Origin of the sequence: Pseudoalteromonas sp. B131b (genome assembly GCF_037162545.1) — a bacterium.
GTDB lineage: Bacteria > Pseudomonadota > Gammaproteobacteria > Enterobacterales > Alteromonadaceae > Pseudoalteromonas > Pseudoalteromonas fuliginea.
In genome coordinates this window covers 1833795-1858412 of record NZ_JARLUZ010000001.1, presented here as the reverse complement: position 1 = coordinate 1858412, position 24618 = coordinate 1833795, and the positions used below count along the sequence as shown (strand labels likewise).

General features: G+C 38.2%; 17 protein-coding genes, 4 pseudogenes and 1 riboswitch. Of the genes and pseudogenes, 8 read left to right on the top strand and 13 right to left on the bottom strand.

The features are described from left to right. Positions 1 to 17: 17 nt before the first annotated feature. Together P4S65_RS08420 and P4S65_RS08415 are read right to left on the bottom strand one after the other, a co-directional pair. Positions 18 to 350 (bottom strand): hypothetical protein, encoded by a 333-nt coding sequence (locus P4S65_RS08420; RefSeq protein WP_007377553.1) that lies wholly within the window; start codon positions 348 to 350, stop codon positions 18 to 20. 33 nt (positions 351 to 383) lie between these two features. Continuing rightward, positions 384 to 1088, bottom strand: a complete 705-nt coding sequence (locus P4S65_RS08415) for a DUF2982 domain-containing protein (protein WP_337119952.1) — start codon at positions 1086 to 1088, stop codon at positions 384 to 386. A 247-nt stretch (positions 1089 to 1335) separates the two neighbouring features. Here P4S65_RS08415 and P4S65_RS08410 point away from each other — a divergent pair, with 247 nt between their 5' ends. The 3 genes from P4S65_RS08410 to msrA all read left to right on the top strand — a co-directional run bounded on the left by P4S65_RS08410 (position 1336) and on the right by msrA (position 6113). Next, positions 1336 to 2388, top strand: coding sequence for an efflux RND transporter periplasmic adaptor subunit (locus tag P4S65_RS08410; RefSeq protein WP_007377555.1), 1053 nt, complete (start codon positions 1336 to 1338; stop codon positions 2386 to 2388). Between the two features lie 3 nt (positions 2389 to 2391). Next, complete coding sequence (locus tag P4S65_RS08405) at positions 2392 to 5490, top strand: efflux RND transporter permease subunit (protein WP_337119951.1); 3099 nt, start codon at positions 2392 to 2394, stop codon at positions 5488 to 5490. Positions 5491 to 5576: 86 nt separating this feature from the next. Continuing rightward, the gene (gene msrA, locus P4S65_RS08400; RefSeq protein ID WP_337119949.1) at positions 5577 to 6113 is read left to right on the top strand and encodes a peptide-methionine (S)-S-oxide reductase MsrA; all 537 of its coding nucleotides are present in this window, start codon (positions 5577 to 5579) and stop codon (positions 6111 to 6113) included. A gap of 77 nt (positions 6114 to 6190) precedes the next feature. Here msrA and P4S65_RS08395 read toward each other — a convergent pair whose 3' ends face one another. Together P4S65_RS08395 and P4S65_RS08390 are read right to left on the bottom strand one after the other, a co-directional pair. Then, entirely contained in the window at positions 6191 to 8020 is a 1830-nt protein-coding gene (locus P4S65_RS08395) for a TonB-dependent receptor domain-containing protein (RefSeq protein WP_337119948.1), read from the bottom strand. A gap of 37 nt (positions 8021 to 8057) precedes the next feature. Further along, positions 8058 to 8240, bottom strand: a riboswitch (cobalamin riboswitch). Positions 8241 to 8404: 164 nt separating this feature from the next. After that, positions 8405 to 8887, bottom strand: a complete 483-nt coding sequence (locus tag P4S65_RS08390) for a YajQ family cyclic di-GMP-binding protein (protein ID WP_007377833.1) — start codon at positions 8885 to 8887, stop codon at positions 8405 to 8407. A gap of 151 nt (positions 8888 to 9038) precedes the next feature. On the opposite strand from P4S65_RS08390, the pseudogene P4S65_RS08385 reads away from it, so the two are divergent. Both P4S65_RS08385 and P4S65_RS08380 read left to right on the top strand, forming a co-directional pair. Then, positions 9039 to 9391, top strand: a pseudogene (locus P4S65_RS08385) (VanZ family protein). After that, the gene (locus P4S65_RS08380; protein WP_337119947.1) at positions 9384 to 10370 is read left to right on the top strand and encodes a ketopantoate reductase family protein; all 987 of its coding nucleotides are present in this window, start codon (positions 9384 to 9386) and stop codon (positions 10368 to 10370) included. Before P4S65_RS08385 ends, P4S65_RS08380 begins: the two are co-directional and overlap by 8 nt. Here P4S65_RS08380 and thiI read toward each other — a convergent pair. Then, complete coding sequence (gene thiI / locus P4S65_RS08375; RefSeq protein ID WP_008134855.1) at positions 10311 to 11768, bottom strand: tRNA uracil 4-sulfurtransferase ThiI; 1458 nt, start codon at positions 11766 to 11768, stop codon at positions 10311 to 10313. The genes P4S65_RS08380 and thiI overlap by 60 nt on opposite strands. 97 nt (positions 11769 to 11865) lie before the next feature. Beyond that, a pseudogene (locus tag P4S65_RS08370) lies at positions 11866 to 12518 on the bottom strand (TetR/AcrR family transcriptional regulator). Positions 12519 to 12712: 194 nt separating this feature from the next. On the opposite strand from P4S65_RS08370, the gene coaD reads away from it, so the two are divergent. Then, positions 12713 to 13204, top strand: a complete 492-nt coding sequence (gene coaD / locus P4S65_RS08365; RefSeq protein WP_007377838.1) for a pantetheine-phosphate adenylyltransferase — start codon at positions 12713 to 12715, stop codon at positions 13202 to 13204. Positions 13205 to 13237: 33 nt separating this feature from the next. Here coaD and P4S65_RS21895 read toward each other — a convergent pair. Together P4S65_RS21895 and P4S65_RS08350 are read right to left on the bottom strand one after the other, a co-directional pair. Next, positions 13238 to 13734 (bottom strand): annotated as a pseudogene (locus P4S65_RS21895) (hypothetical protein). Between the two features lie 254 nt (positions 13735 to 13988). Next, complete coding sequence (locus tag P4S65_RS08350; protein WP_337119945.1) at positions 13989 to 15248, bottom strand: IS4 family transposase; 1260 nt, start codon at positions 15246 to 15248, stop codon at positions 13989 to 13991. A gap of 804 nt (positions 15249 to 16052) precedes the next feature. Here P4S65_RS08350 and P4S65_RS08345 point away from each other — a divergent pair. Together P4S65_RS08345 and P4S65_RS08340 are read left to right on the top strand one after the other, a co-directional pair. Continuing rightward, complete coding sequence (locus P4S65_RS08345; protein WP_096792602.1) at positions 16053 to 17150, top strand: ISAs1-like element ISPsesp1 family transposase; 1098 nt, start codon at positions 16053 to 16055, stop codon at positions 17148 to 17150. Positions 17151 to 17728: 578 nt separating this feature from the next. Next, a pseudogene (locus P4S65_RS08340) lies at positions 17729 to 18817 on the top strand (ISAs1-like element ISPsesp1 family transposase); the annotation flags it as partial. 777 nt (positions 18818 to 19594) lie between these two features. Here P4S65_RS08340 and P4S65_RS08335 read toward each other — a convergent pair. From P4S65_RS08335 to P4S65_RS08315, 5 genes are all read right to left on the bottom strand, one after another. After that, on the bottom strand, positions 19595 to 20128 hold the full coding sequence (locus P4S65_RS08335) for a hypothetical protein (RefSeq protein ID WP_033015339.1): 534 nt from the start codon (positions 20126 to 20128) through the stop codon (positions 19595 to 19597). Positions 20129 to 20144: 16 nt separating this feature from the next. Further along, positions 20145 to 20345, bottom strand: a complete 201-nt coding sequence (locus P4S65_RS08330) for a hypothetical protein (protein ID WP_096792599.1) — start codon at positions 20343 to 20345, stop codon at positions 20145 to 20147. 229 nt (positions 20346 to 20574) lie between these two features. Continuing rightward, on the bottom strand, positions 20575 to 22437 hold the full coding sequence (argH, locus tag P4S65_RS08325) for an argininosuccinate lyase (protein ID WP_337119943.1): 1863 nt from the start codon (positions 22435 to 22437) through the stop codon (positions 20575 to 20577). 48 nt (positions 22438 to 22485) lie between these two features. After that, on the bottom strand, positions 22486 to 23688 hold the full coding sequence (locus P4S65_RS08320; RefSeq protein ID WP_008166173.1) for an argininosuccinate synthase: 1203 nt from the start codon (positions 23686 to 23688) through the stop codon (positions 22486 to 22488). After that, positions 23685 to 24617 carry an ornithine carbamoyltransferase gene (locus P4S65_RS08315; RefSeq protein WP_007377845.1) on the bottom strand — a complete coding sequence of 311 codons (933 nt, stop codon included), beginning with the start codon at positions 24615 to 24617 and terminating at the stop codon, positions 23685 to 23687. The genes P4S65_RS08320 and P4S65_RS08315 overlap by 4 nt, the downstream gene beginning before the upstream one ends. Between the last annotated feature and the right edge of the window lies 1 nt (position 24618).

Genomic DNA, 24618 nt, shown 5'->3' with positions numbered 1-24618 from the left:
AAGATGCCATTAAAGTGCTACATATAAGTATCTTGATGAATACGTACAAACAACTTAGTACCTATTTTACTGTAATCTACTTTGTATTCACGCCCATCTAAGGCTTGAATGAATAATAGCTGTTTTTCTTCACCAAACACGTCTGGGCTTCCAACATACACTATTTCTAAATAACGATCTTTTGCATCACGTCGATTTTTTGGCAACTCTTCTTTAAAAGGCTCTAGGCCATTTTGTGTTACTTTAATTCGCGGATGAATTTCAGAGTTAACAATCACTAAATCGTGTTTTTTATCTTTATGTATTATGGTATTTCGCCCACTTTTTAAAAAGGATCTGTCTTGACTCATTACTATTCCTACTACCGCACTAGAGTATTTACGTTATTTACTCTGCGTCGCTATAAACTGACTGGGGCTTTGCTTCCACTTATTTAAGTTAGCACTAAACGCCCAAATATCTCTATCTAATACACTGGCAGGTAACAATAAATCATAACCTGTTAACAGCTGAAGGTGCTTTGTTCTATTTGCAAACATAGCTATAAGCCCATTATAGCTTATTCCCCTTTGAGAGATATACTGTGTATCTTCTATTAACCATTCTGATGGGCAATGACCATTTTTGCAATGTTTTTGAACAGCTTGCATGAATAAATGTCGTTGTTCTATTAGCAGTTTCCCTGCAATTCTAGGTGATAAACTTGCTAAAAACTCATCAATATCATTTACTTTGATACCCACAGTATTTAACTCAATGTATTCAACCCCGTCCTCAACCTTAGGTATACCACTATACCTAAAATTACTTTGAAAAAGGTGCCATGCTCCATACTTATGCTGATATATAAGTTTAGATTCACTTAATATTAAACTATAGAAGGGTTCTTGGGTTTTTAAAAACCCAATAAAAATAGCACCGATACAAGCACTCACTAAAAAAACTTCAACAATACTTATTTTATCTGGACGTAATAAATTAAAACCCATAATAAGCACCAACCCAATGGCACCCACTATTAATATTTCGATGCCATTACGTGCGCCTTGTGCCCTGTATTTCACATGGTTTCTATCGTTTTTATCCATGCTGATAGAACACCATGTAAAATATCAACATAATAATAGCCCATAAAATAACTTTGCGAGCAGTTATACAAGCCTTACAGGACGTTTTAAAATTCATATATTTACCACTTTATATGTAACAAAAGAGGGACACTGCATCAGGATCATTAACTTTTACGCTTAACGCACAAATTTATGAGACACATAACCGCCTTTCTCCGGTCTTATTTCGTACAATACTTACAATTAATTTTCAGGTATGAAAACGATGTACTCAAGACAATCAGGCAAAGCTCTTTTTCCATTTATTATTACGCTACTTTTGATATTTAGCGTTTACTTATATTTACCGTCAAGCCATGGTGAACAAGCCGACTTATCTAAAATGTCTACTCAGGTATCTGCGCATACTGTGACATCACAAGAAAACGCGGTAATGATAGAAGCCATTGGTAGTGCACGTGCTAACCAAGCTGTTTATATTAAAAGTGCCCAAAACGATTATGTCACAGATATTTACTTTAAAGACGGTGATTTAGTTAGTAAAGGCCAAAAATTAGTGCAACTACAAAGTAAGCAAGAACAACTTGCAGTTAAAGAGCTTGGCATTAATTTACAAGAAGAGAAACGTCAACTCAACCGCTTAACCGAACTCTCACGCTCTCAATCAACTGCAAAGTCATTGTTAGAAGAGCAGCTATCTCGCGTTGATGCAACAGAGGCGCAACTAGAAAGCGCTAAAACTAAGTTAAATGAAATGACTATTACAGCCCCTTTTTCTGGCCTGCTAGGTAAACGTGAAATATCAGTCGGTGCATACGTAAACAACGCTACAATAATCACCACACTTGATGATATTAGTATTATTAAAGTTGATTTTAAAGTGCCTGAAAAATATTTAGCACAATTAAACATGGGCATGAAAGTACTTACCCAAAACGATGCCTACCCAGGGCAGACATTTAACGGCAAGGTAACGCATATTAGCTCACGTATTGATTCGGTAACACGCAGTGTTGAAGTAACAGCAAGTTTTGCGAATAAATCAGGATTACTTCGCCCTGGTATGTTACTAAATACAGCACTTGAGCTAAGCAGCAACCAAGCTTTAATGGTGCCAGAAAAAGCGGTTATCCCTTTACAAGACAAACACTTTGTTTTTCAAATTCAAGACGGAGTAGCCAATAAAGTTGAAGTACATGTTGCAAGCAGAAATAATGGCTGGGTTGCTATCGACGAAGGTTTAACTGATGGTCAGCAAATTGTTACTGAAGGGCTAATAAAAATTCGCTCTGGAAGTAAAGTAAGCGTAAAGGGGTAATACGTGAAAATTACTGATACTAGCGTTAAACGCCCCGTTTTTGCCATTGTAATTAATTTACTGCTTCTTACTTTTGGTCTGGTTGCATTTACGATGTTACCGCTTCGTGAATACCCTGATATTGAAACACCGATTGTAAATATCAGCACTGAATACACTGGTGCTTCTGCCAAAATTATAGAAACCAAAATAACGCAAATAATAGAAAACCGTATTTCGGGTATTGAAGGTATTAAAAGTATTAACTCATCAAGTCGTAATGGGCGTTCAAACATTACCATTGAGTTTGATATTAACCGCGACATAGATGCTGCATCTAACGATGTACGTGAACGTGTAGCACGTGCACTTGATAGCTTGCCTGATCAGGTACGCCCACCAGAAGTGTCTAAATCAAATAGTGATGAAAGCCCAATCGCCTGGTTTGTATTAAACAGCGAAACAATGGACTCGTTACAGCTCTCTGATTACGCACAGCGATTTATTGTTGATCGCTTAGCCGTTGTAGACGGTGTATCTAATGTACGTATTGGTGGTGAGCGCCAATACGCCATGAAAATTTGGTTAAACCGCCAAGCAATGGCTGCACGCGGTATTACCTCAAGCGATATTGAAAATACACTGCGTACAGAAAACGTTGAATTACCCGCCGGCGAAATAGAATCAATAGATCGCGACTTTACCGTGCGCACCGCACGTAGTTATAAAGATCAGCGCGATTTTAAAAACCTTGTTATTAAACGAGGTGAAGAAGGTTATTTAGTGCGTTTAGGTGAAGTTGCCGATGTAAAATTAGAAGCTGCCGATGACGAAAGCTTATTTCGTGGTAACGGGCGCAACATGATTGGCCTAGGCATTGTAAAACAAGCTAAAGCAAACACGCTTACCGTAGTAGATAACGCACGCAGTGAACTTGAAAAAATAAAACGTAACCTACCTGAAGGTACAACAATTCAAGACAGCTACGATTCGTCTGTATTTATTAAAGAATCAATTAGTGAAGTTTACAGCACACTTGCCATCTCTATGGGTTTAGTCGTACTCGTTATATTTTTGTTTTTAGGCAATATACGAGCAACGCTTATTCCAGCTGTTACCGTACCGGTTGCACTTGTTGGTAGCTTTATGTTTTTATTAGCAATGGGCTACTCAATCAACTTACTCACTTTACTTGCCTTAGTACTGGCTATTGGTTTGGTAGTAGATGATGCCATTGTAATGCTTGAAAACATTCACCGTCGTATTGAGCTGGGTGAGCCGCCGTTGCTAGCTGCATTTAGAGGCGCGCGTGAAGTTGGTTTTGCCATAGTAGCAACCACGCTTGTACTAATATCTGTTTTTGTGCCATTGGTGTTTATGGATGGCCGTATAGGGGCGTTATTTACTGAGTTTGCAATGGCGGTAAGTGCTGCCGTATTTTTCTCAAGTGTTACAGCGCTTACACTTGCACCAGCCTTGTGTTCTAAAGTACTTAAAGTATCAGACAAACCAAATAAATTTAGCCAATGGATGGACCGCCAGTTTACTAAAATTGAAGTAAGTTACCGTAATTCACTCTCCACTAACATAACCCGTAAATGGGGCTTAATGGTGAGCTTATTATTAGCTGGCTTTGTTAGTTACTCGTTGTTTTTACAAGTTCCTTCTGAACTAACGCCAAAAGAAGACCGTGGCACGTTCTTTATTATGATGAGCGGCCCTGAGGGCGCAAGTTACGAAAATAATGCTGCTAATATGGCTAAAATTGAAGAACGCTTAATGCCTTACTCGCAAGCGGGTGAGCTAAGTCGTGTACTTGTTCGAGTGCCTGGCTGGGGTGGCAGCGGCGGTGTTGCGATTGTTGGTATGGCCGATTGGGATAAGCGCAAACGCTCAACATGGGAAGTAATGGACGAAATAAGCGGTAAAATGCAAGAAGTTACCGATGTACGTGCGTTTGCCATTATGCGCCGTGGTATTGGCGGTGGTGGCTCATCTCGTCCAATTGAGTTTGTATTGCAAGGTAATGATTACGCTCAACTTGCCGACTGGCGTGACCGTATAATTAAGCGTGCCGAACAAAACCCAGGTTTAGTAAGAATCGATCATGATTATAAAGAAACCTTCCCGCAGTTTTTAGTCAGCATAGATAAAAACAAGGCTGCTGATTTAGGCGTTTCGGTATCTGATGTAGGCCGTACACTAGAAACAATGCTTGGCCAGCGCCGTGTTACAACCTTTATTGACCGCGGTGAAGAATACGATGTAATTTTAAAAGGGACTAAAGAAGACTTTACTAACCCTACTGACATTTCAAATATATACCTTAAATCACGAAGCGGTGAACTAGTCCCACTTGATAGCCTTATCAGCTTAAAAGAAGAAGCAACCGCATCGCGCTTAAACCGATATAACCGTATGCGCGCAATTACATTAAGTGCCAACTTAGCCGACGGTTATACGCTTGAGCAAGCGCTTAACTTTTTAAACGAAGTAGCCGCGCAAGAAAACGATATAGATGGCGCCGTAGATTACAAAGGCGAGTCGCAGCTTTATTACGAAGGCGCATCAGCGATGACCTACGTATTTATACTTGCACTCACCGTTACCTTTTTAGTACTGGCAGCGCAGTTTGAAAGCTTTATGCATCCGTTCGTCATTATGCTTACCGTACCACTTGGTTTAATGGGCGCTATGTTCGGACTTTGGGCTACAGGACTTACTTTAAATATTTACAGTCAAATAGGTATTGTCATGCTCATAGGGCTAAGTGCTAAAAACGGTATTTTGATTGTAGAATTTACTAACCAACTGCGCGATAAAGGCGTTGAATTTAGTGAAGCTATTTTGCAAGCAGCAACTCAGCGTTTGCGCCCTATTATTATGACCTCGCTGACTACGGTTATGAGTTCGGTACCTTTAGTACTTGCTTCAGGTCCGGGCGCTGAAAGCCGTATGGTGATAGGTGTAGTCGTGTTTACTGGGGTTATTGTATCGACCCTACTAACTCTTTTTGTTGTACCTGCTGCATATTATGCACTTGCACGTAACACTCAATCACCTGAGTTTTTACAGCAAAAATTAGACAAACAAGCTGCTGAAAAACCTTTCGAAGAGATCTAGCCTCTTAATTGCGCCGTAACCTTGTTGTTGCGGCGCATACAATTTATGCTCGCTTTTAAAACCCCATATACATTTTAGGAATACTTATGAGCTCAACAAAGCAAGTAGCAACATTTGGTGGCGGCTGTTTTTGGTGTATAGATGCTGCATTTAGACGTGTAAATGGCGTACTAACCGTAAGCTCTGGCTACACCGGCGGTGAAACAAATAACCCAACATATGATTCTGTATGCTCAGGCACAACCGGTCACGCTGAGGTTGTTAAAATTGAATTTGACGCGACTGTAGTTAGCTTTGAAACACTCTTAGCAATGTTTTTCATACTGCATGATGCAACACAATTGAATCGCCAAGGTAACGATATAGGCACACAATATAGAAGTGTGGTTTACTATCACGATGAAGCTCAACTTAAGCAAACCAACGAAATGATAGCTCAACTGCAAAGCCATGTTGCTGAGCCAATTGTGACAGAAGTCAGCCCTGCCACTACGTATTACCCAGCAGAGCATTATCACCAAGATTACTATAACGAAAATCCACAGCAGGGTTACTGTAGTATTTTAATAGCACCTAAATTACATAAGTTTGAAACCGTATTTAAAGAGTTCTTAGCTGACTAGCTAATTTTAGTAGTTAAACTTAGCTAAACATTAAAAAGCCCGACATATGTCGGGCTTTTTAATATTAATAAATACCGTTAAAACTGGTAGCTTGCGCCTGCAAAAAAGCGACGCTCTGGCGTGTTGTAGTAATACACTTCACCCGTTGTAAAATCAGCGTTTGAATCAACAGCGTTATACTCTTTATCAAATAAGTTTTCTACACGAAGCGAAACTTCAATATGTTCATTTACTTGATAATTACCCGCCAAGTTCCAAAGTGTATAAGAGCCTAAGCGAGTCACAGCACCTTGTCGGTCGCTACGGTATTGCATGTCTAAGCTTGCGTCAAACGCACCAAACTGTTTTGCAAGTTCCCAGTTAAAAGTACGTTTAGCAACATTACGCAACTCTGCGCCCGTTTCTTCGTCTTCAGCGCTTAAGTAAGCAAAGTTAAGGTTGCTATCAAAACCAAAAAACTGCTGAGATAAGCTAAATTCAACCCCTTCGTAGCGTGCTTCATTTAAGTTGATAGGAAAAAAGTTAGAATCTAAAGATATCTTATCTTCAATATCATTTCTAAAAATAGCAACGTCAATACTTGCTATATCAAAATCTACATTTAACCCAATCTCTTGATTTAATGATTTCTCAGGCTCTAAATCAGGATTAGATGAAGGTGGAAAACCAGGGAAAGCCGGAAAGTATAAATCGTTAAATGTAGGTGCTTTAAAACCAGTGCTTTGGCTTATGCGGAACGTGGCGTCTTCAGATAAATGATAACCCGCAGCAGCTGTATATGTTGTTTCGTCGCCAAATTGTTCATCATCGTCTTGGCGAATTGTTAAATTAGCTAACACTTTTTCAGCATTGTAATAAGCCCCAACAAATACTGCTAATACATCACGCTCTTGCATATCATACTGCGTTGAACTGTGCGATACATCATCGTTGTACCAGTTAACACCACCGCTAATATTAAGCTTTTCAGATAATATATATTGACCGTTATAATCAAATTGCACACGTTTCGTTATAAAATCATTTACACCAAATGCTGAGGTATCGTGAGAATCATCTGTTGAAAGCGCTAAATCAATACTATGCGTTTGGTTAGTGTAGTTTTTACTCCAACCTGCAGAAAGCTGATAGTTTTTAAAATCACCTGTTTCTATAGTACTTGTGGCTGGACTAAAGCGACTGTCGTAATCTGCATAGCCTTCACTGTATTGGCCTAATAACTTAAAGTCGCCGAAATGTGCATCGGTGTAATTTACTTTAAAACCAAGGTTTTTATTTTCATAGCCATCTTCATCTGGTGCTACGCCTTGCAGTGCATCAAAGTTATCTGTTTTTTCAAAGCCTGCGTTAAATGCTGTTGTTATATCATCTGATTTTACAGAGCCTGCCACTTGATAATTTTGATAAGAGTCAGAACCAAATGTAGCGCTTAGGGATAAGTTATCTGACTCACGCGTAATAATATTAATAACACCAGCGAGTGCATCAGAGCCATAAACAGCCGCGCGAGAGCCTTTAATAATTTCTATGCGTTCAATACTATTTAGAGGAACATTATTTAGTGCTTTTTGACCAAGTGTTGCTGAGCCTGTACGTACACCGTCAATTAAAATCAACGTATCGCCAGAGCCCGTACCACGAAGTGACACACCTGTATTTTGACCAAAACCACCGTTTGGATTAACCTGAAAACCCACTCGCGTGCTTAAAAGTGTAGGTAAATCGCGTACATTACTTGCTTCTATTTCAGCACGTTCAATAACATTTACACTCGCTAAAACGTCGTTAATTGATTGCTCAAACTTATTAGCTGTAACGGTTATTTTTTCAATTGATTGCTCTGCACCAGACACAGAAAATGAAAGCACAGCAGAAATTGCAACGCCTAGAGTTGTTTTGTTTAACATGAGGTCCCCTACCTTTGCCCACCGCAAAGATTTAAGTAAGTAAGATTGCATCAAGGCCGGTCTCCGGACTCAGTAAGCATATAAAAACTGCAATACTTTACCGTTGCGGGGGCAGTGTTGGGCTTGTAGTCATCATGAAAACTCACCAACTTCCCGATTATCCTGCTAAAAAAATCATTACATGAAGTGGCTAGCAAGCACCTTGAAAATATGCCGCTATTGTGGGTATTTTGTTTATAAATGTCAATGGACGTCTATACAGCTAAAGATAGATTCATCTATGATAAATACGAAAAATAACCTCACAAAAAAAGCCAAACATTGCTGCTTAGCTTTTATTAATACATTTTACACACTCGTTAGCTAGGTTCTAACTGGTGTACTTTAGTCGCGAAAGTTTTTAAACTGAAAAGGCTGACCTAGCTCAGCGCTACGCACTACTTGCATAGCCTCTTGAAGATCGTCACGCTTTTTACCAGTAACGCGTACTTCTTCGCCTTGAATAGCGGCTTGAACTTTAACTTTAGAGTCTTTAATGGCCTTAACTACTTTTTTAGCCATGTCTTTTTCGATACCTTGCTTTAAGCCAACGTTACGAAATACATTTTTACCTGCACGAGTAATATCTTGAAGCTCTAAGCTTGATACATCCATACCACGCTTAGAGATTTTGTTTGCCAAAATATCAAACAATTGCATAACTTGAGAATCAGCTTCAGCTTTTAATTTAATTGTTTTGTCATTTAATTCAATAGATGCATCAACACCTCTAAAATCAAAACGGGTCTCTAGCTCACGGTTGGCGTTATCAACCGCATTTTTAGCTTCGTTCATTTCTACTTCAGATACAATATCAAATGAAGGCATAGGTTTCTCCTAACTATTTAATCTTAATTTTATGTGGCAATTATAACGCTAAAATTATAATTCTTTACATTTTTCTGCATCTTGTTCAGGTGCGATACTAAATTAGTTTGATATACTGCGGTCTCTTTTTTAAGCGATTTTAGGATTTGTCGTGACAAGGCGTGTTTACCAAGCAATTTTTTTAATTAGCATTGTGGCTTTTACCCTTTTATTTGCTAAAGAAATAAAAGGTGGCGTTGTAAATTTATTCCCTCATGTTGATAAAGTCGCTCATTTTGGGATTTTTTTATACTAGCCATAATAATGGATAAAGCGTTTAAACTTCCTTTATATGCGCAAATACTTTTATTGGCAGGCTATGGCGCATCTATAGAAATAATGCAAGACGCACTCCCGTATAGGCAGGCATCACTCGGTGATTTTTTTGCTGATTTTGCAGGTGCTGCAAGCTACTTTTTACTTAGAGTAATTTTTACATCTCGAAAAAAGAACCCATATGGCTAATATTTTAATCGTTGGCGATGGCGCTATTGGCTTATTACTTAGCCACTTTTTAAGCGCATCGCATAATGTCAGTGTTTTAACTCGTAAAAGCCCAACAAATACCCGCTTTTATAGTCGAGGTAAGGGGACCTCTAAAAAAATTGACGCTCAATTTATTTCATTAAATCAGCTAAATAAAGCGGCTGAATTTGATGTTGTTTTATTTACTGTTAAAGCTTTTCAAGTACTTGATGCGTTTTCACAAATAAAGCCATTTTTACCAATTCATTGCTCTATTGTACTTTCGCATAACGGAATGGGTAATGTTGATGAGGTAAATAGCCAACTAAACACCCATCAAGCACTCTACTTTTTAACGACAAGCATAGCGGGCTTTAAATCAAACCAATATATTGTGCAACACACTGGTGAAGGACAAAGCGTTATTGGTGGCTGTAATGAGCTAGCACTTCAAAATAGTGCGCCAATAGCTGATATTTTTAAAGTAATACCCAACCTAACATTTACTAATAACATTCAGCAGCTTCGTTTTGAAAAACTACTCGTAAATATTGCCATTAACCCATTAAGCGCTTTAAGTAATGTAAGAAATGGCGAATTACGTGCACCTAAGTACAACACAATAATTTTTAATGCACTCACTGAAGCATGTAATATTGCAAAGGCTCAAGGGCTTAATATTCCATTAATTAAAGCACTCAATACCGCTTATAAAATAATGGAGTTAACCGCAGATAATTACTCATCAATGCAGCAAGATCTAACGTATAACAGAGAAACTGAAATCTCAGCTATATGCGGCTATATTAGCCAGCAAGGTAAACTCCACAACATTAAAACACCTTACAACGATGAGTTATTTGTCAAAATTCAGGCAAAAAAAGCGTGGTATAAACCACGCTTACATAAGCTTTTAACTTTACGGGCGATAAACTTTTACAGTTTCGAAGCCCTGTTCGTGCAGCATAAGTGCCTGTAGTTGACTCATTACGCCTCTGTCACAATATAAATAGTAGTCGGTGTCTTTTGGTAAATCACCAAACTTAGTCGCCAGACGAAAGAACGGTAAATGCACCACTTCAACACCGTCGATTTCTAGCGGTGCAGCTTCTTCTTCTTCTGGTGAGCGAATATCAACTACCACAGAGCCTACAGGTAAATCAGCAACCGATTCCGCTTCTTTAAGTTCTTGTTTGGCTTCAACGTCAATATCACGCACATCCATTATACGTGCGTTGTTTACAACGGTATCAAGTACATCAAAGTCGAACTTTTCTTCTTCACCAAGAATAACGTCTATTTTGGCTTTAACCGTTGGCTTTTTAGAAATAACACCACAGTATTCAGGCATTGTTTCTGCCATTTCAGCCGTACCAATTTGGCGAGCAATATTAATAATTTCTTGCTTATCGTGTTGAATGAGCGGACGTAAAATAAGCGTTTCAGTAACACGGTCAATCACGCTTAAATTCGCTAATGTTTGACTAGATACTTGGCCAATACTTTCACCAGTGACAAGTGCCTGAATGTTTAACTTGTCGGCAACTACACTCCCTGCGCGCATCATCATACGTTTAAGTACAACACCCATTTGGCTGTTTTCAACGTTTTCTAAAATTTCAGCAACAACAGGTTCAAAATCAACCGTTACAAATTTAACTTTATGTGTAGAGCTGTATTTTTTCCATAAGTAGTAACTTGCTTGCTTAACACCAATTTCGTGCGCTGCGCCACCTAGATTAAAGAATAAAAAGTGTGTACGTGCACCTTTACGAATCATTTGATAACTTGCTACGCCAGAGTCAAAACCACCTGACATAAGCGACAACACATCTTCTTGAGTTGGCAGCGGAAAACCAGCCATACCAAAATGCGTTTGCGAAACAATGTAAGCTTTGTCGTCTTTTACTTCTAAACGTATTGTTACTTCTGGACGGCTAAGTTTAACGCTTGCGCCTTCAATATGTTGATTCAATCCACCACCAACATAACGCTCTAAATCAGTTGAGGTAAAGTCATGTTGACCTATACGCTTAGCACGAACACAAAAGGTTTTACCTATAATTGTATGCCCAACTAACGCTATTGTTTTTTGGTAAATATCGTCAAGAGTTTCGAATTGTGTTTCGGTTACTTCAATAAATTGAACGATGCCAGGTATGCGTTTAAGGCTATCGATAAAATCTAAACGAACTTGCGCATCTTCAAGCTTTGTAACAACTGAAATATTATCCCAGTTATTTCTAACTTGTACTTTTTCGTCAACACGGCGCAATACAATTTTAATGTTATTTTCTAACACTTTAGTAAAGCGTTTACGGACTGAACGGCTTTTAATGGCTATTTCAGGATGTAGTTTGACGATAAATTTAAGCATAGTTCACTCTTAGACTGCGGGAATTCGCGCTCCCAGGCATTTGGCGCGCGATTATAGCAAAAAATTCAGCGTCTAGGAAACAGCCAATGACTAGCGATTAGGCAACAGTTTGCGCGTGTTGTGCTAATTCAGTGTATTTTTTGCGTAGCAGGTTCATTTTATCGATACTTTTATCAGTACTATACGCTCTAAACAATGTGAGTACTTTTAAAATACCGTGATATATATCTTGCTCAGCAAGGGTACCGCTTGGCCTACGCGCTTTAATATAAGGCGTCCAAAAGCTAACCGTTAACTTAAGCGTATGGGCTAAATCAATGACATCTTGCTCATCAATTGCAATCATTTCACTGTCGCGAAGCCCCAGTATAATTTTTCGCACTTGTTCTAATAATTCGAGTTGGAAATCAATGTAAGCTTGCTTCAAATCAGCGTCTCTGGCGAGTATATCGCCGAGGTTGTCGTAAAAAAATGATAGCGCCACATCAATTCAAACAACGAATCTAAATAAGCTGTTAAGTGGTTAAATGCATCGTCATTTTTGTTGATAGGTTTAAATTGCGTACTTAAATGATCGCGATATAACGCAAATATATGACGAATAATGTCTTCTTTATTTTTAAAATGGTAGTAAAGATTACCGGGGCTCATCCCTAAATGCGACGCTATATGATTGGTTGATATTGCACGCTCACCTTGCTCATTAAATAACGAAATACTGGTGTGTATTATTTTATCCTTGGTATTCATACGCTAATACTCTAATTATCTTATGCACTACATTACACTAAAAATAGACCACGCAGTATAAACAAATATTATCGATTAAAACACACTTACTCCTTAACCATCATTAGGAACTGAATAAATAATCTATTTGGGCAAAGCTGATTTGTGCCCTAAACACTGTTAAACTAACGCTAAAATAATAAATAGTGAATATTATGAACGTTACTGCAATTTACCCAGGCACTTTTGATCCGCTTACCAATGGGCACACAGACTTGATTCATCGTGCTGCAAAAATGTTTGATACCGTATTAGTTGCTGTTGCCCACAACCCAAGTAAAAAACCCTGCTTTACCCTAGAAGAACGTGTTGAACTTGCTAATACCATTTTGAGTCATTTGGGTAATGTCAAAGTTATCGGATTTTCAGGCTTGCTGGCTGACCTTGCGCGCGATCATAATGCTAATGTGCTTATTCGTGGTATTAGGGCTGTATCTGATTTCGATTATGAATTTCAGCTCGCAAATATGAACCGTCGCCTAAACCCCGATTTAGAAAGTGTATTTTTAACGCCCGCAGAGCGAAATTCATTTATTTCATCAACACTCGTTAAAGAAGTAGCACGTCACAATGGTGATGTAAGCGAGTTTGTGGACCCTGTAATTGTCAAAGCGCTAAAAACTAAATTGGGCTGTGGTGCCCAATAGTAATTTACTGCGTTAGCGCATAACTCGTATGCGCTAATTTAGCTTTGATATAGATGATGTCTTTAATTTTTTAATTAACCAAACCAGCTTCAGTAAGTCTTTATTGATAATTAATATTAGTGCCATCGTAATATCAATAACAGGCATAAAGAAACCATACAGCATCCACAGCCACCAAAAGTCCCAATTGCCATAAAGAGTATTATCAATATACATGCCCATAAACAGTGAGGCATTGATACAAAGCCCTACAATAAGATAATAAAATCCGTACGGTATTTTACGTCCTAAAAAATACGCCACATAAGAATAGCGGCAATTGTTAGTACATCAAATATAAACAACTTTAAATGTGGAGCTGCAGTAGTTATGTCCACAAATAAACTAGATGTGTACGAAGCCATCATAATAAAGCAGAGGTGAACTCGGCTTTTATCTTGCTTATTAATAGCAATTGATAGAGTGAACAAAAAAGCAATAACAAAAAGCCATGTAATAAGTATTCCAAAATATTCATTAATTGCCAAAATAGATCCTCCATTCTATTCAACCTTTTTATGAATGCTTTTTGTACTGCCAAATAAATAACGTTTTAATGCAACCAAACCTAAAAAGTCTTTATTAATTAGGAGAGCTAAAAGCATTGTTAAATCAGAAATTATTTGCCCTATTACATACAAGGCCCAAAACCACCAGTAGTCTAAATTTCCTAAAACAATACTGTCGTAGTGCATTCCAAAAAAAACAAATGCGTTAAAGCTAAGTCCAACTCATAGCTTAGTTCTTAAGGAACACAGACCGTGTGACTTCCTATCTTAAAACGGCAAATATCATTGTTTTTCTCAATGCTTTGCCGCTTACAATTTACCGCTAGTAGCTCAAATACACGATGTATCTTATGGCTGCACCGTGTTTGTTCTATGCAATCCAGAATATCATCCAACCAAAGATAACTGCACTTACTCGCTCTAAATGTCGAGATCGCACACTTAAACATACCCGCTGCACTATGGCAGATAAAACGCTTGATAAGTGTTTGCAGTATGCTCAGCCAAACCAATGATTCGGCAATATGAGGATCTCGTGTGATGAACCCTTTAAGATTATTCCATGACTTTAGTTCTTTGAAAAACAACTCAATTTGCCAACGAGTTGCATATATATCGAGTAGTTCGTCAAAGCTAAACTGTGCCTCTTTTAAATTAGTAACAAGGAAAACGGGGCGCTTTTCATTCGGTAAATAGATAAGCCTGTACTCGGGCCCATTTTTCTTCCAACGTACTGTTAATTCAAGTGGTTGGCTTGCGAATTTATCGAGTAACGTTTTGATTTTAATGTTCTTTTCTTTAAGTTCTATACCCGCGCAATAAGCTGATGTAACGATTGGGTTAATGTTTTTATTTGCTCTGATCAAAAAATATCCGCCATCTTGAGCTACTTGCTCAAAGTAATCTAAGTCAAAATACCCAGCATCAGCAAGTAATAACGTATCTTCAAGTGTGTGGCTACCTGGTAAAAAGGCGCGCTCAGTTTCAACATCAGGACGAATATCTATTTCGCAGGGTTGTTCATTAAATAGGTCATAGGTAACGTGCAACTCAATTGCGGCAGGACTTACAGCAGTAAAACGACCAGCAAAAACCTGCGCTAATTCATCATGTAGAGCAAATGAAGAACCATCTTGCAATAACACTCGCTGTATTCCTCGCTGGGTAAAAAAGGTTTTATCCAGCGTGTTTACAGTCAATTTAGACATCGCTTGAATAACGAGCTCACGGACAAGCTCAGTCAAGGCTGGTTTTCGAATTTGATTATGAAAGGGTTTATAACTTATCGTGCAATCAGCCTGCGTTCGCAAGTTTTGATGGATATCTGACAAGTTAGCGTCTTGCAGGCAAGATAAGCTTTTAAATACGGCTTTGAGCAGAGAAACGATCGACAGGCAACGGTGTCGAACTTGAAATCCAGAGGTTTTTGCAAGCTCAATGAGGTGTTTTTCTGAGATAAGGGCTTTTAATTGGTTTGAAACTTGGTTAATCTGCATGTGAACTCTGTTTTTAGTCATGTTTTTATTGGCGTAACTATTTGATCATTAACAGAGTTCAACTTCAAGTTTTCTTAAGATCCAACCTATGAAGTCCAACTAAAAGATAATAAAAGGCTATAGGGAGGCTTTTACTAAAATAGCTCCGCCATATAATCAGAAAAAATATAGTTACGATATCAAATATGAAAAGGGTCAAATGAGGCGTGTTGCTAAAGGGATCCATAAAAATACTTGAGGTGTAAGATACCACCATAATGAATGCAAGCTGTGTGCAGCTTTTGTCATAATTGTTAATGCTCATAGACAAATTATATAAAAAAGCAATAACAAAAGACCATGTAATAAAAATAATTATATAGTCGTATAAACCAGCCAGCCTCCATAGAAAGTCAGGCATGGCGTGACCTGTTAAATTTTTCAGCTAAAAATTTAGTAAACTTAACTAAACCTAAAAAATCTTTGTTAAAGATAAGCGCTAATGGCATTATCAAATCTGTAAAGTACATACCAAATACATAAACGTTCCAAAACCACCAATAATATAGAGTACCTAAAATCTCTATATCGTAATGCATAGCTAAAAATAAAGATGCGTTAATACTCAGAGCAAACACAAGATAATAAAATGCGTTAGGAATTGGGCCACGCCTGTAGTACCTAAACGTAAAAATAATAATTAGAGTTGCAATATCGAAGTAAAAATAGTTTAAGTGAGACACTATAACCCAGGGCGGGATCACACTTTGTAAATAAACAAATTTTATGATCTAATACCATAAATTTAATCACCTTAAACTTATTATGTCACTCTTCTCCCATTTAGAACTCGTCAAAGATAATCGTTCACATATAAATCAACACCATAACTTAGTTGATGTGCTTTTTCTTATTATTACTGCCGTTACATCAGGGTGTGAAAACTGGCAAGATATTGAAGTCTATGGCGAAAGTAAGCTTAATTGGTTAAGAGGATTTCGTTCTTTCAAAAATGGCATACCCACTCGACATAGTATTGCTCGGATTTTTAGAACCGTTGATACTGACTCATTACTACTCGCGATGTATAGCTGGGTCAATCAAAACCGCGTTAAATCAGCGCATCCTGTCATTGCCTTCGATGGCAAAACTATTCGCGGAGCAAGTAAACACATTGCTGATAAATTACACCTCGTCTCAGCATTTGATTGTGAGGCAGGTCTCACATTATTCCACCAAACAGTTGGCAGTAAGACGAATGAAATACCGGCAGTTCGGGATTTATTGAAAATACTCGATATCAATAACACCGTCATTACACTTGATGCTTTGCACTGCCAAAAAGAAACGCTAAAACAGCTAATTAGCAGACATGCAGATTATCTAGTGCAAGCAAAGGGTAATCAAAAGAAACTTTATAGCGCGATTCAAGATGCATTTACACACCAGTATGAATCTGAAAACTCAGAGATACTTAGTCATGTAACACAAGATGCAGGGCATGGGCGAAAAGAAGTACGCACGATAGATTGTCTTGATGCGCGTTTATTACCGAGTGAAATTAAAGAGAGCTGGCCATCAGTTAGGACAATCGTTGCGGTGCAGCGAGAGCGAACGAAGGGTAATAGAACGAGTATTGACACACATTACTACCTAACATCGTTGACAGACAATATATTGATAAGTAAAGCAATAAGACAACATTGGCTGATAGAAAATCAGCAACACTGGATACTGGATGTCGTATTTAAAGAAGATGCCTGTCAAATAAATGAGCCATTAAGTGCGCAACATATGGCACTATTTAGACGCGTCGTTAGGAACATGATAAAGCAGCATACGAAAAGCAAGGGGTCAATAAGAAGTAAGTGTGTAAGAGCTTGTTATGATGATGCTTTTAGAGAAGAACTTCTTTTTGGTTAACATTTTTAACAAAGTATGCTCGCGCCCTGCACTATAACCATATCGAATAGTGTACTTAAGGTGTACGAAATCATCATAATTCCAGAAAGGTACATTGTATTTTTATAGGGACTGTTTATGCTTGCTGATAAATTATAAAGAATGCAATTACAAAGAACCATGTAATAAAGATACCTACATAATCTCTAATCGCTACCAAATCCCACAGTATGTCAGCCACTACTATTATTCCTTTTCATAATACTATTGTGGAACCATTTTTTAATTGCAGCTAAAGCTAAAAAATCTTTGTTTATAAAAAATATAGCTACCATCATAAAGTCGGCTAAATTAACAACAATTGAATAAAATGACCAAAACCACCAAGGCTCGTAATTATCAAAAATATATACATCTAGATGCATACAAAAAAATAAAAATGCATTTATCGTTAGACCTAATAATAAATAAAGAGATATAAAATTTATAGTTAGAAAGTATTTAAAAGCAATGATGAAAAGAATCAGGGCGGGATCACACTTTGTAAATAAACAAATTTTATGATCTAATACCATAAATTTCATAACCTTACACTTATTATGTCACTCTTCTCACATTTAGAACTCGTCAAAGATAATCGTTCACATATAAATCAACACCATAACTTAGTTGATGTGCTTTTTCTTATTATTACTGCCGTTACATCAGGGTGTGAAAACTGGCAAGATATTGAAGTCTATGGCGAAAGTAAGCTTAATTGGTTAAGAGGATTTCGTTCTTTCAAAAATGGCATACCCACTCGACATAGTATTGCTCGGATTTTTAGAACCGTTGATACTGACTCATTACTACTCGCGATGTATAGCTGGGTCAATCAAAACCGCGTTAAATCAGCGCATCCTGTCATTGCCTTCGATGGCAAAACTATTCGCGGAGCAAGTAAACACATTGCTGATAAATTACACCTCGTTTCAGCATTTGATTGTGAGGCAGGTCTCACATTATTCCATCAAACAGTTGGCAGTAAGACGAATGAAATACCGGCAGTTCGGGATTTATTGAAAATACTCGATATCAATAACACCGTCATTACACTTGATGCTTTGCACTGCCAAAAAGAAACGCTAAAACAGCTAATTAGCAGACATGCAGATTATCTAGTGCAAGCAAAGGGTAATCAAAAGAAACTTTATAGCGCGATTCAAGATGCATTTACACACCAGTATGAATCTGAAAACTCAGAGATACTTAGTCATGTAACACAAGATGCAGGGCATGGGCGAAAAGAAGTACGCACGATAGATTGTCTTGATGCGCGTTTATTACCGAGTGAAATTAAAGAGAGCTGGCCATCAGTTAGGACAATCGTTGCGGTGCAGCGAGAGCGAACGAAGGGTAATAGAACGAGTATTGACACACATTACTACCTAACATCGCTGACAGACAATATATTGATAAGTAAAGCAATAAGACAACATTGGCTGATAGAAAATCAGCAACACTGGATACTGGATGTCGTATTTAAAGAAGATGCCTGTCAAATACATGAGCCATTAAGTGCGCAACATATGGCACTATTTAGACGCGTCGTTAGGAACATGATAAAGCAGCATACGAAAAGCAAGGGGTCAATAAGAAGTAAGTGTGTAAGAGCTTGTTATGATGATGCTTTTAGAGAAGAACTTCTTTTGGTTAACATTTTTAACAAAGTATGCTCGCGCCCTGTGAAAAGAATTGTTATCACATCTAAAAAAAGAGTTGAATATATGATATTTTCTCTATATCAATAAAAAGGCTAGGTGAATAAGAAAGCAACATAATCAACGATAACCAAACCGCTGTTTTATCTAATTTATTTATGCTTATAGCAAGCGAGTATAAAAATGCCATTAAGAAACACCATTGTACAAAAGCACCTATGTACAATGAGACAATTGGACTAATCAAAAATTCATCCATTATTCTAAGGCTTTTTTAAATTCAATTTGAATGCTTTAAAATGTAGCATCCGTAGAATTTTTTTATTGAGTATCAGTGAGAGCACCATGAGAATATCTATCGTATTGATCCCTATTGAATAAACACTCCAATACCACCAAGGTTCATAGCTATATAAAACGTATAGGTCATAATATATTATGAGGGTGAGTACAGCATTTATTGTTAACGAAATTATGATTAAGTGAAAAGCAACAGAACGTTGGAGTACTTTGAAGCACTGTAAAGTTAACAAAGCTAAAATTGTAATGAAATCGTAGAGTGCCCAGCTTAAATATAAATTTTCTAATAAATCTATGTAGCCACTAAAAATATATGAGCAGAGCATAAGCGCAGATAAATAAACAGGAGACTTACTTTCCTTATTTATATTAATAGCTAAACAGCATAAGAAAGCCATTAAAAAGACCCCTTTGGGAGAAAGCTCCTACATAATCCGTTAAGGCTTCAGTAACGTACATATTAAACTAGGTTAATTTGTGGGTATCGTTTGATTTGAAGTAACTGAGGGTTTTGTTCTTTAACTTATGAAGACCTAGGAAGTCTCTATCAACAATTAATGCGACTATCATAATTAAGTCCATTAAATTAACTGCGTATGTATAAACATCCCAAAAAAACCATCGTTCCATATTTCCGAATATATACATATCTAAATACATACAAAAAAAGAAAATCGAATTTATAGACAATCCAACAATTAAATACAAAAAAGAAGGTGTTGTTTTTTCGGTTATTTTATATATGCATATTAACGCTAAAATAGTAGAAATATCATACAAAGCCCAATCCAAGTATATTGAGTTTTTAATAGAAAGCCATGTATAGAAGTAGTCAGATAAGGTATAAGATATCATCATAATAAATGAACTGAGCAGAAGAGTTGTACCTCTTTTTAAATCTAATGAGTATACAAACACATTAAAAAAGAAAGTCATCAGAAATCCCCACATCGTAAAAGCAGACAGTGAGAACAACCCAAAAAGCTCAGTTAGAATCATTTAAAACCTTAAATTATTACTTTGGTCTGACAGGCATTACACTGCCCCCGCCACGTTGTAAGCTATCACCACTTGCTGCAGCAATAGCCTCTTGAGAAATGCTTACTGTATCAGATTGCAGGGTTTTAGGGCTAGCAGTTTGTTCCATTGCAGGCTTTAATTGTTGTGTTTTATTATATGCTTGCATTTGTACTTGGTTATTCGCTGAAATTTGCATGTTATTAATCCTTATAAAATTATAGTTTGCGCAACTTTTATCACGCTATTATATAGGTAAACATGTTACCTGTTTTAATCTAGGTAGCCATTTTTGCCACCCACCTATAATAAAGCAACCTGTATGCCAACTTTATTTGACACTTTAAAAATGCAACAGATCAAACCAGTTTGTTTTAGATATAAAAAAACGCACAGGGATAACCGTACGTTTTTTGTATCCAGGGAGTTTAAGCCACGTATTTACACGGGATCTCCACACTTTTACTTGGCTTTAAAATAAATTCCATAGCAACTTCATCGCAATTTTCTTTACGAAGACAAAGCTCACAATCTTTCATTACTTTTTCTGGCAAACTGTCTTTAGTGCAAAAGGTAAAGCGCTGCTTTTCGAAAAAGTCAGGCACACGCGTTAGTACAATAACTCTATTCAACGCCAGTTTTTTAGCTTTAATTAACAAATGCTCAACGAGTTGCCGCCCCTGCCCAGTAACAACGCTTTGAGGATCAATACCTAAAGAGCGAATTTCAGCAAGACCTGTATCATATATATACAGCGAGGCACAGCCCGATACCTTACCGTTAATTTCAGTGACCGCAAATTCATTTATAGAATGCACCATGTCACTTTTAGCTCTAGGTAGATTTTCGCCAACTGTAGCCCAATGCTGAATGAGCTTAGCTATAGATTCAACGTCATCTAGATTTGCATCACGAACCGTTATTTGCTGTTTTTTGGCTTCTTTAATTGCACCAGTTACTTGCTCAATCGATGTGCCGCCAAGAGCTTGGCGCGCTTTTATACACGCATCAATTTCTAATACCGGGTATACATCGTCTTCAAAAACATCATTAACTGATTTGTATTGCTCAAGCGAAAGCTCTTCTAGCGTTTTATTTTCGCTAATAGCAAGCTGAACAAGGACGCCTACAATGTGGTGCCCCTCTCTAAAAGGTACGCCTCTTGCGACGAGATAATCAGCAAGCTCTGTTGCATTAGCATGACCGCCTTTAGCAGCAGCAAGTGTACGATCTCCTCTTACCTTAACGCCCTTAATACAAGCTTGTGCCATATGAATACACGCAAGCCATGTTGGCATAGCGTCAAATATACCTTCTTTATCTTCTTGCATGTCTTTGTTGTAAGCAAGAGGGAGTGCTTTTAAGGTCATCATCATCGCACTAAACGCGCCAAATACACGACCCGTTTTACCACGGATAAGTTCTAATGCATCAGGGTTCTTTTTCTGTGGCATAAGCGATGAGCCCGATGTCACGTTATCTGCAAGCTCTATAAAACCAGCTTCACCCGAGTTATAAAATATTAAATCTTCTGACATACGCGATAAGTGAATCATCGAAATCGATGCACAGCTTAATAACTCTACAACAAAATCGCGATCAGAGACGCCATCAAGACTATTTTTAGTCGCACCAGTAAAACCCAAACCTTGCGCAAGTGCTTGACGATCAATTGGGTAAGCAGTACCGGCTAATGCACCACTTCCTAGTGGGCAAAAATTCATGCGCGCTTTCGCGTCTTGCAAGCGACTTTCATCACGCTCTAGCATTTCTACGTAAGCCATACACCAGTGGCTAAATAATACTGGCTGTGCTCGCTGTAAATGAGTATAACCGGGCAATATAGTACCAAGTTCACGCTCAGCTAAAGATACAAACTCGCCTTTAAGTTGCTCAATTGCTTTTAAAATATGCTCAGCGGTATCACGGCACCATAATCTAAAGTCTGTTGCGACTTGATCATTACGGCTTCGGCCTGTATGTAATTTTTTAGCTAAATCACCTACTTTTTCGATTAATGCAGCTTCAACATGCGAGTGAATATCCTCTGCGCCCGATGTAGCTACAGCGAGTGGATCAGCTTTTACTTCTTCAAGTAACTCATACAATGCTGCAACGAGTTCTTTGTGCTCATCACTCGATAACACATTAACTTGCTCAAGTGCGCCAGCCCATGCCACAGAGCCGATAATATCTTGCTCTGCTAACTGATAATCGAAGGGAAGAGAGTCGTTAAATTGCTTAAACGCCTCATCTGGACCCGTAGAAAAACGTCCGCCCCATAATGCCATGAAATATCTCCAAACCCTGTATTGCCCCTTTTACAGGGGCGTAATAATTTACTTTTTAGCGAGTGCTGAAATTCTGCTTGAAAGCGAGAATAAACGAATAAAGCCTTCAGCGTGTGATTGGTCATACACATCATCTTCACCAAATGTGGCAAATGCTTCGCTATATAAACTATTTGGCGACTGCTTTTGAACCGCAGTTACTTGACCTTTATATAATTTAAGTACGACTTCACCTGTTGCCACTTTAGAAAGCGCTTCTGCACCGGCTAAAATAGAATCTTTAAGTGGTGTAAACCAGCGGCCGTCATATACTAAATGCGAAAATTCACCACCCAGCACTTCTTTCCATTTACGGCTTGCTTTATCAAGCACTAGCTCGTCAATTGCTTGAAGTGCTGCCATGATAACTGTACCGCCGGGCGTTTCGTAGCAACCGCGTGACTTCATGCCTACCAAACGGTTTTCTACAATATCAACACGACCAACACCATGAGGTGATGCAATATCGTTTAATTTAACTAAACAGTCATATGGTTTAAGTTCTTCGCCATTTACAGCAACCACTTCGCCTTCAACAACTTTTAAAGTTACGAGTTCTGATTTATCTGGTGCTTGCTCTGGAGAATTAGTCCATGTCCATACTTGCTCAGTTGGTTGACACCATGGGTCTTCAAGCTCGCCACCTTCGTGTGAAATATGCCATGCGTTAGCATCACGGCTGTAAATTTTTGTCGCTGATGCTGAGCACGGAATGTCACGCTCCGCCAAGTAATCAAGTAATGACTCACGGCTCGATAAGTCCCACTCACGCCATGGCGCAATTACTTTTAAATCAGGTGCGAGTGCTGCAAAGCATGATTCAAAACGAACTTGGTCATTACCTTTACCAGTACAACCATGAGAAAGTGCATCGGCACCTACTTTACGCGCTATTTCAACTTGCGCTTTAGCTATAATTGGGCGCGCCATAGAGGTACCTAATAAATAAGTGCCTTCATAAATTGAGCCCGTTTTAAGTGTTGGGTAAATGTAATCACTTACCATTTCATCTTTTAAGTCAACTACATAACATTCAGATGCACCAGAGGCAATTGCTTTAGCTTCTACGCCTTCAAGTTCTTCTGCGCCTTGACCTACATCTGCAACAAACGCGATTACTTCACAGCCGTAGTTTTCTTTTAACCATGGCACGATAGCCGACGTATCAAGACCACCTGAATAGGCTAAAACGACTTTTTTAATTGAACTCATAGGTGTTCCTTAACAAAATTTGGATTTAATAATGTAACTAGCAGAGCATTTTGCGCGTGCATACGATTCTCTGCTTGTTGAATAATTTTAGATGCTGGACCATCCATTACCTCTGAGGTAATTTCAAATTCACGGTGCGCCGGTTGGCAGTGTAATACCGTCGTAGCACCGGTTTGATCTAGCAATGCCTGATTTAGCTGATATGGCATATACTTGGCTTTAACTTGCTCAATTGGTGTTGTATTACCCATTGATACCCAAGTATCTGCGTAAACAACATTTGCGCCAACAGCAGCTTCAACGCGATCACTCACCATAACTGATGCACCGTTCATTGCTGCAATCTGCTCTGCTTTTTTAAGTATTTGTGAATCTGGTGAGCACCCTTTTGGTGTTACAGCTACAAAATCTGTACCTAGTGTAGCTGCTAACAACATCAATGAATGAGTTACGTTATTACCTTCACCTAAGTAAGCAACTTTAAGCTCACTTACATCGCCATGTACTTCTTGAAGCGTTAAAAAATCAGCGAGTGCTTGGCACGGGTGGTACAAATCACACAAACTATTAACCACCGGTACCGATGAATATTCACCTAATGTAGTTAACGTACTGTGTTGATTAACACGCGCTACAATCCCGTCAGCCCATGTTGAAATATTAAGAGCGAAATCTTTAATTGATTCGCGTGCACCCATAGCGCCATTTTGCTGATCTAAATAAACCGCGTGACCGCCCAGGCGATTAATACCTATATCAAATGATAAACGCGTACGTAAACTTTGTTTTTCAAATAACGTTACAACCGATTTACCAGCTAATACTTGGCTGTATTTCTCTGGTTTTACTTTAATGTCTTGCGCTAACTTTAATAAATTAAGTGCGCCTTCTTGGTCTAATTCTAAACCGGTTAAAAAATTCTTAAACATA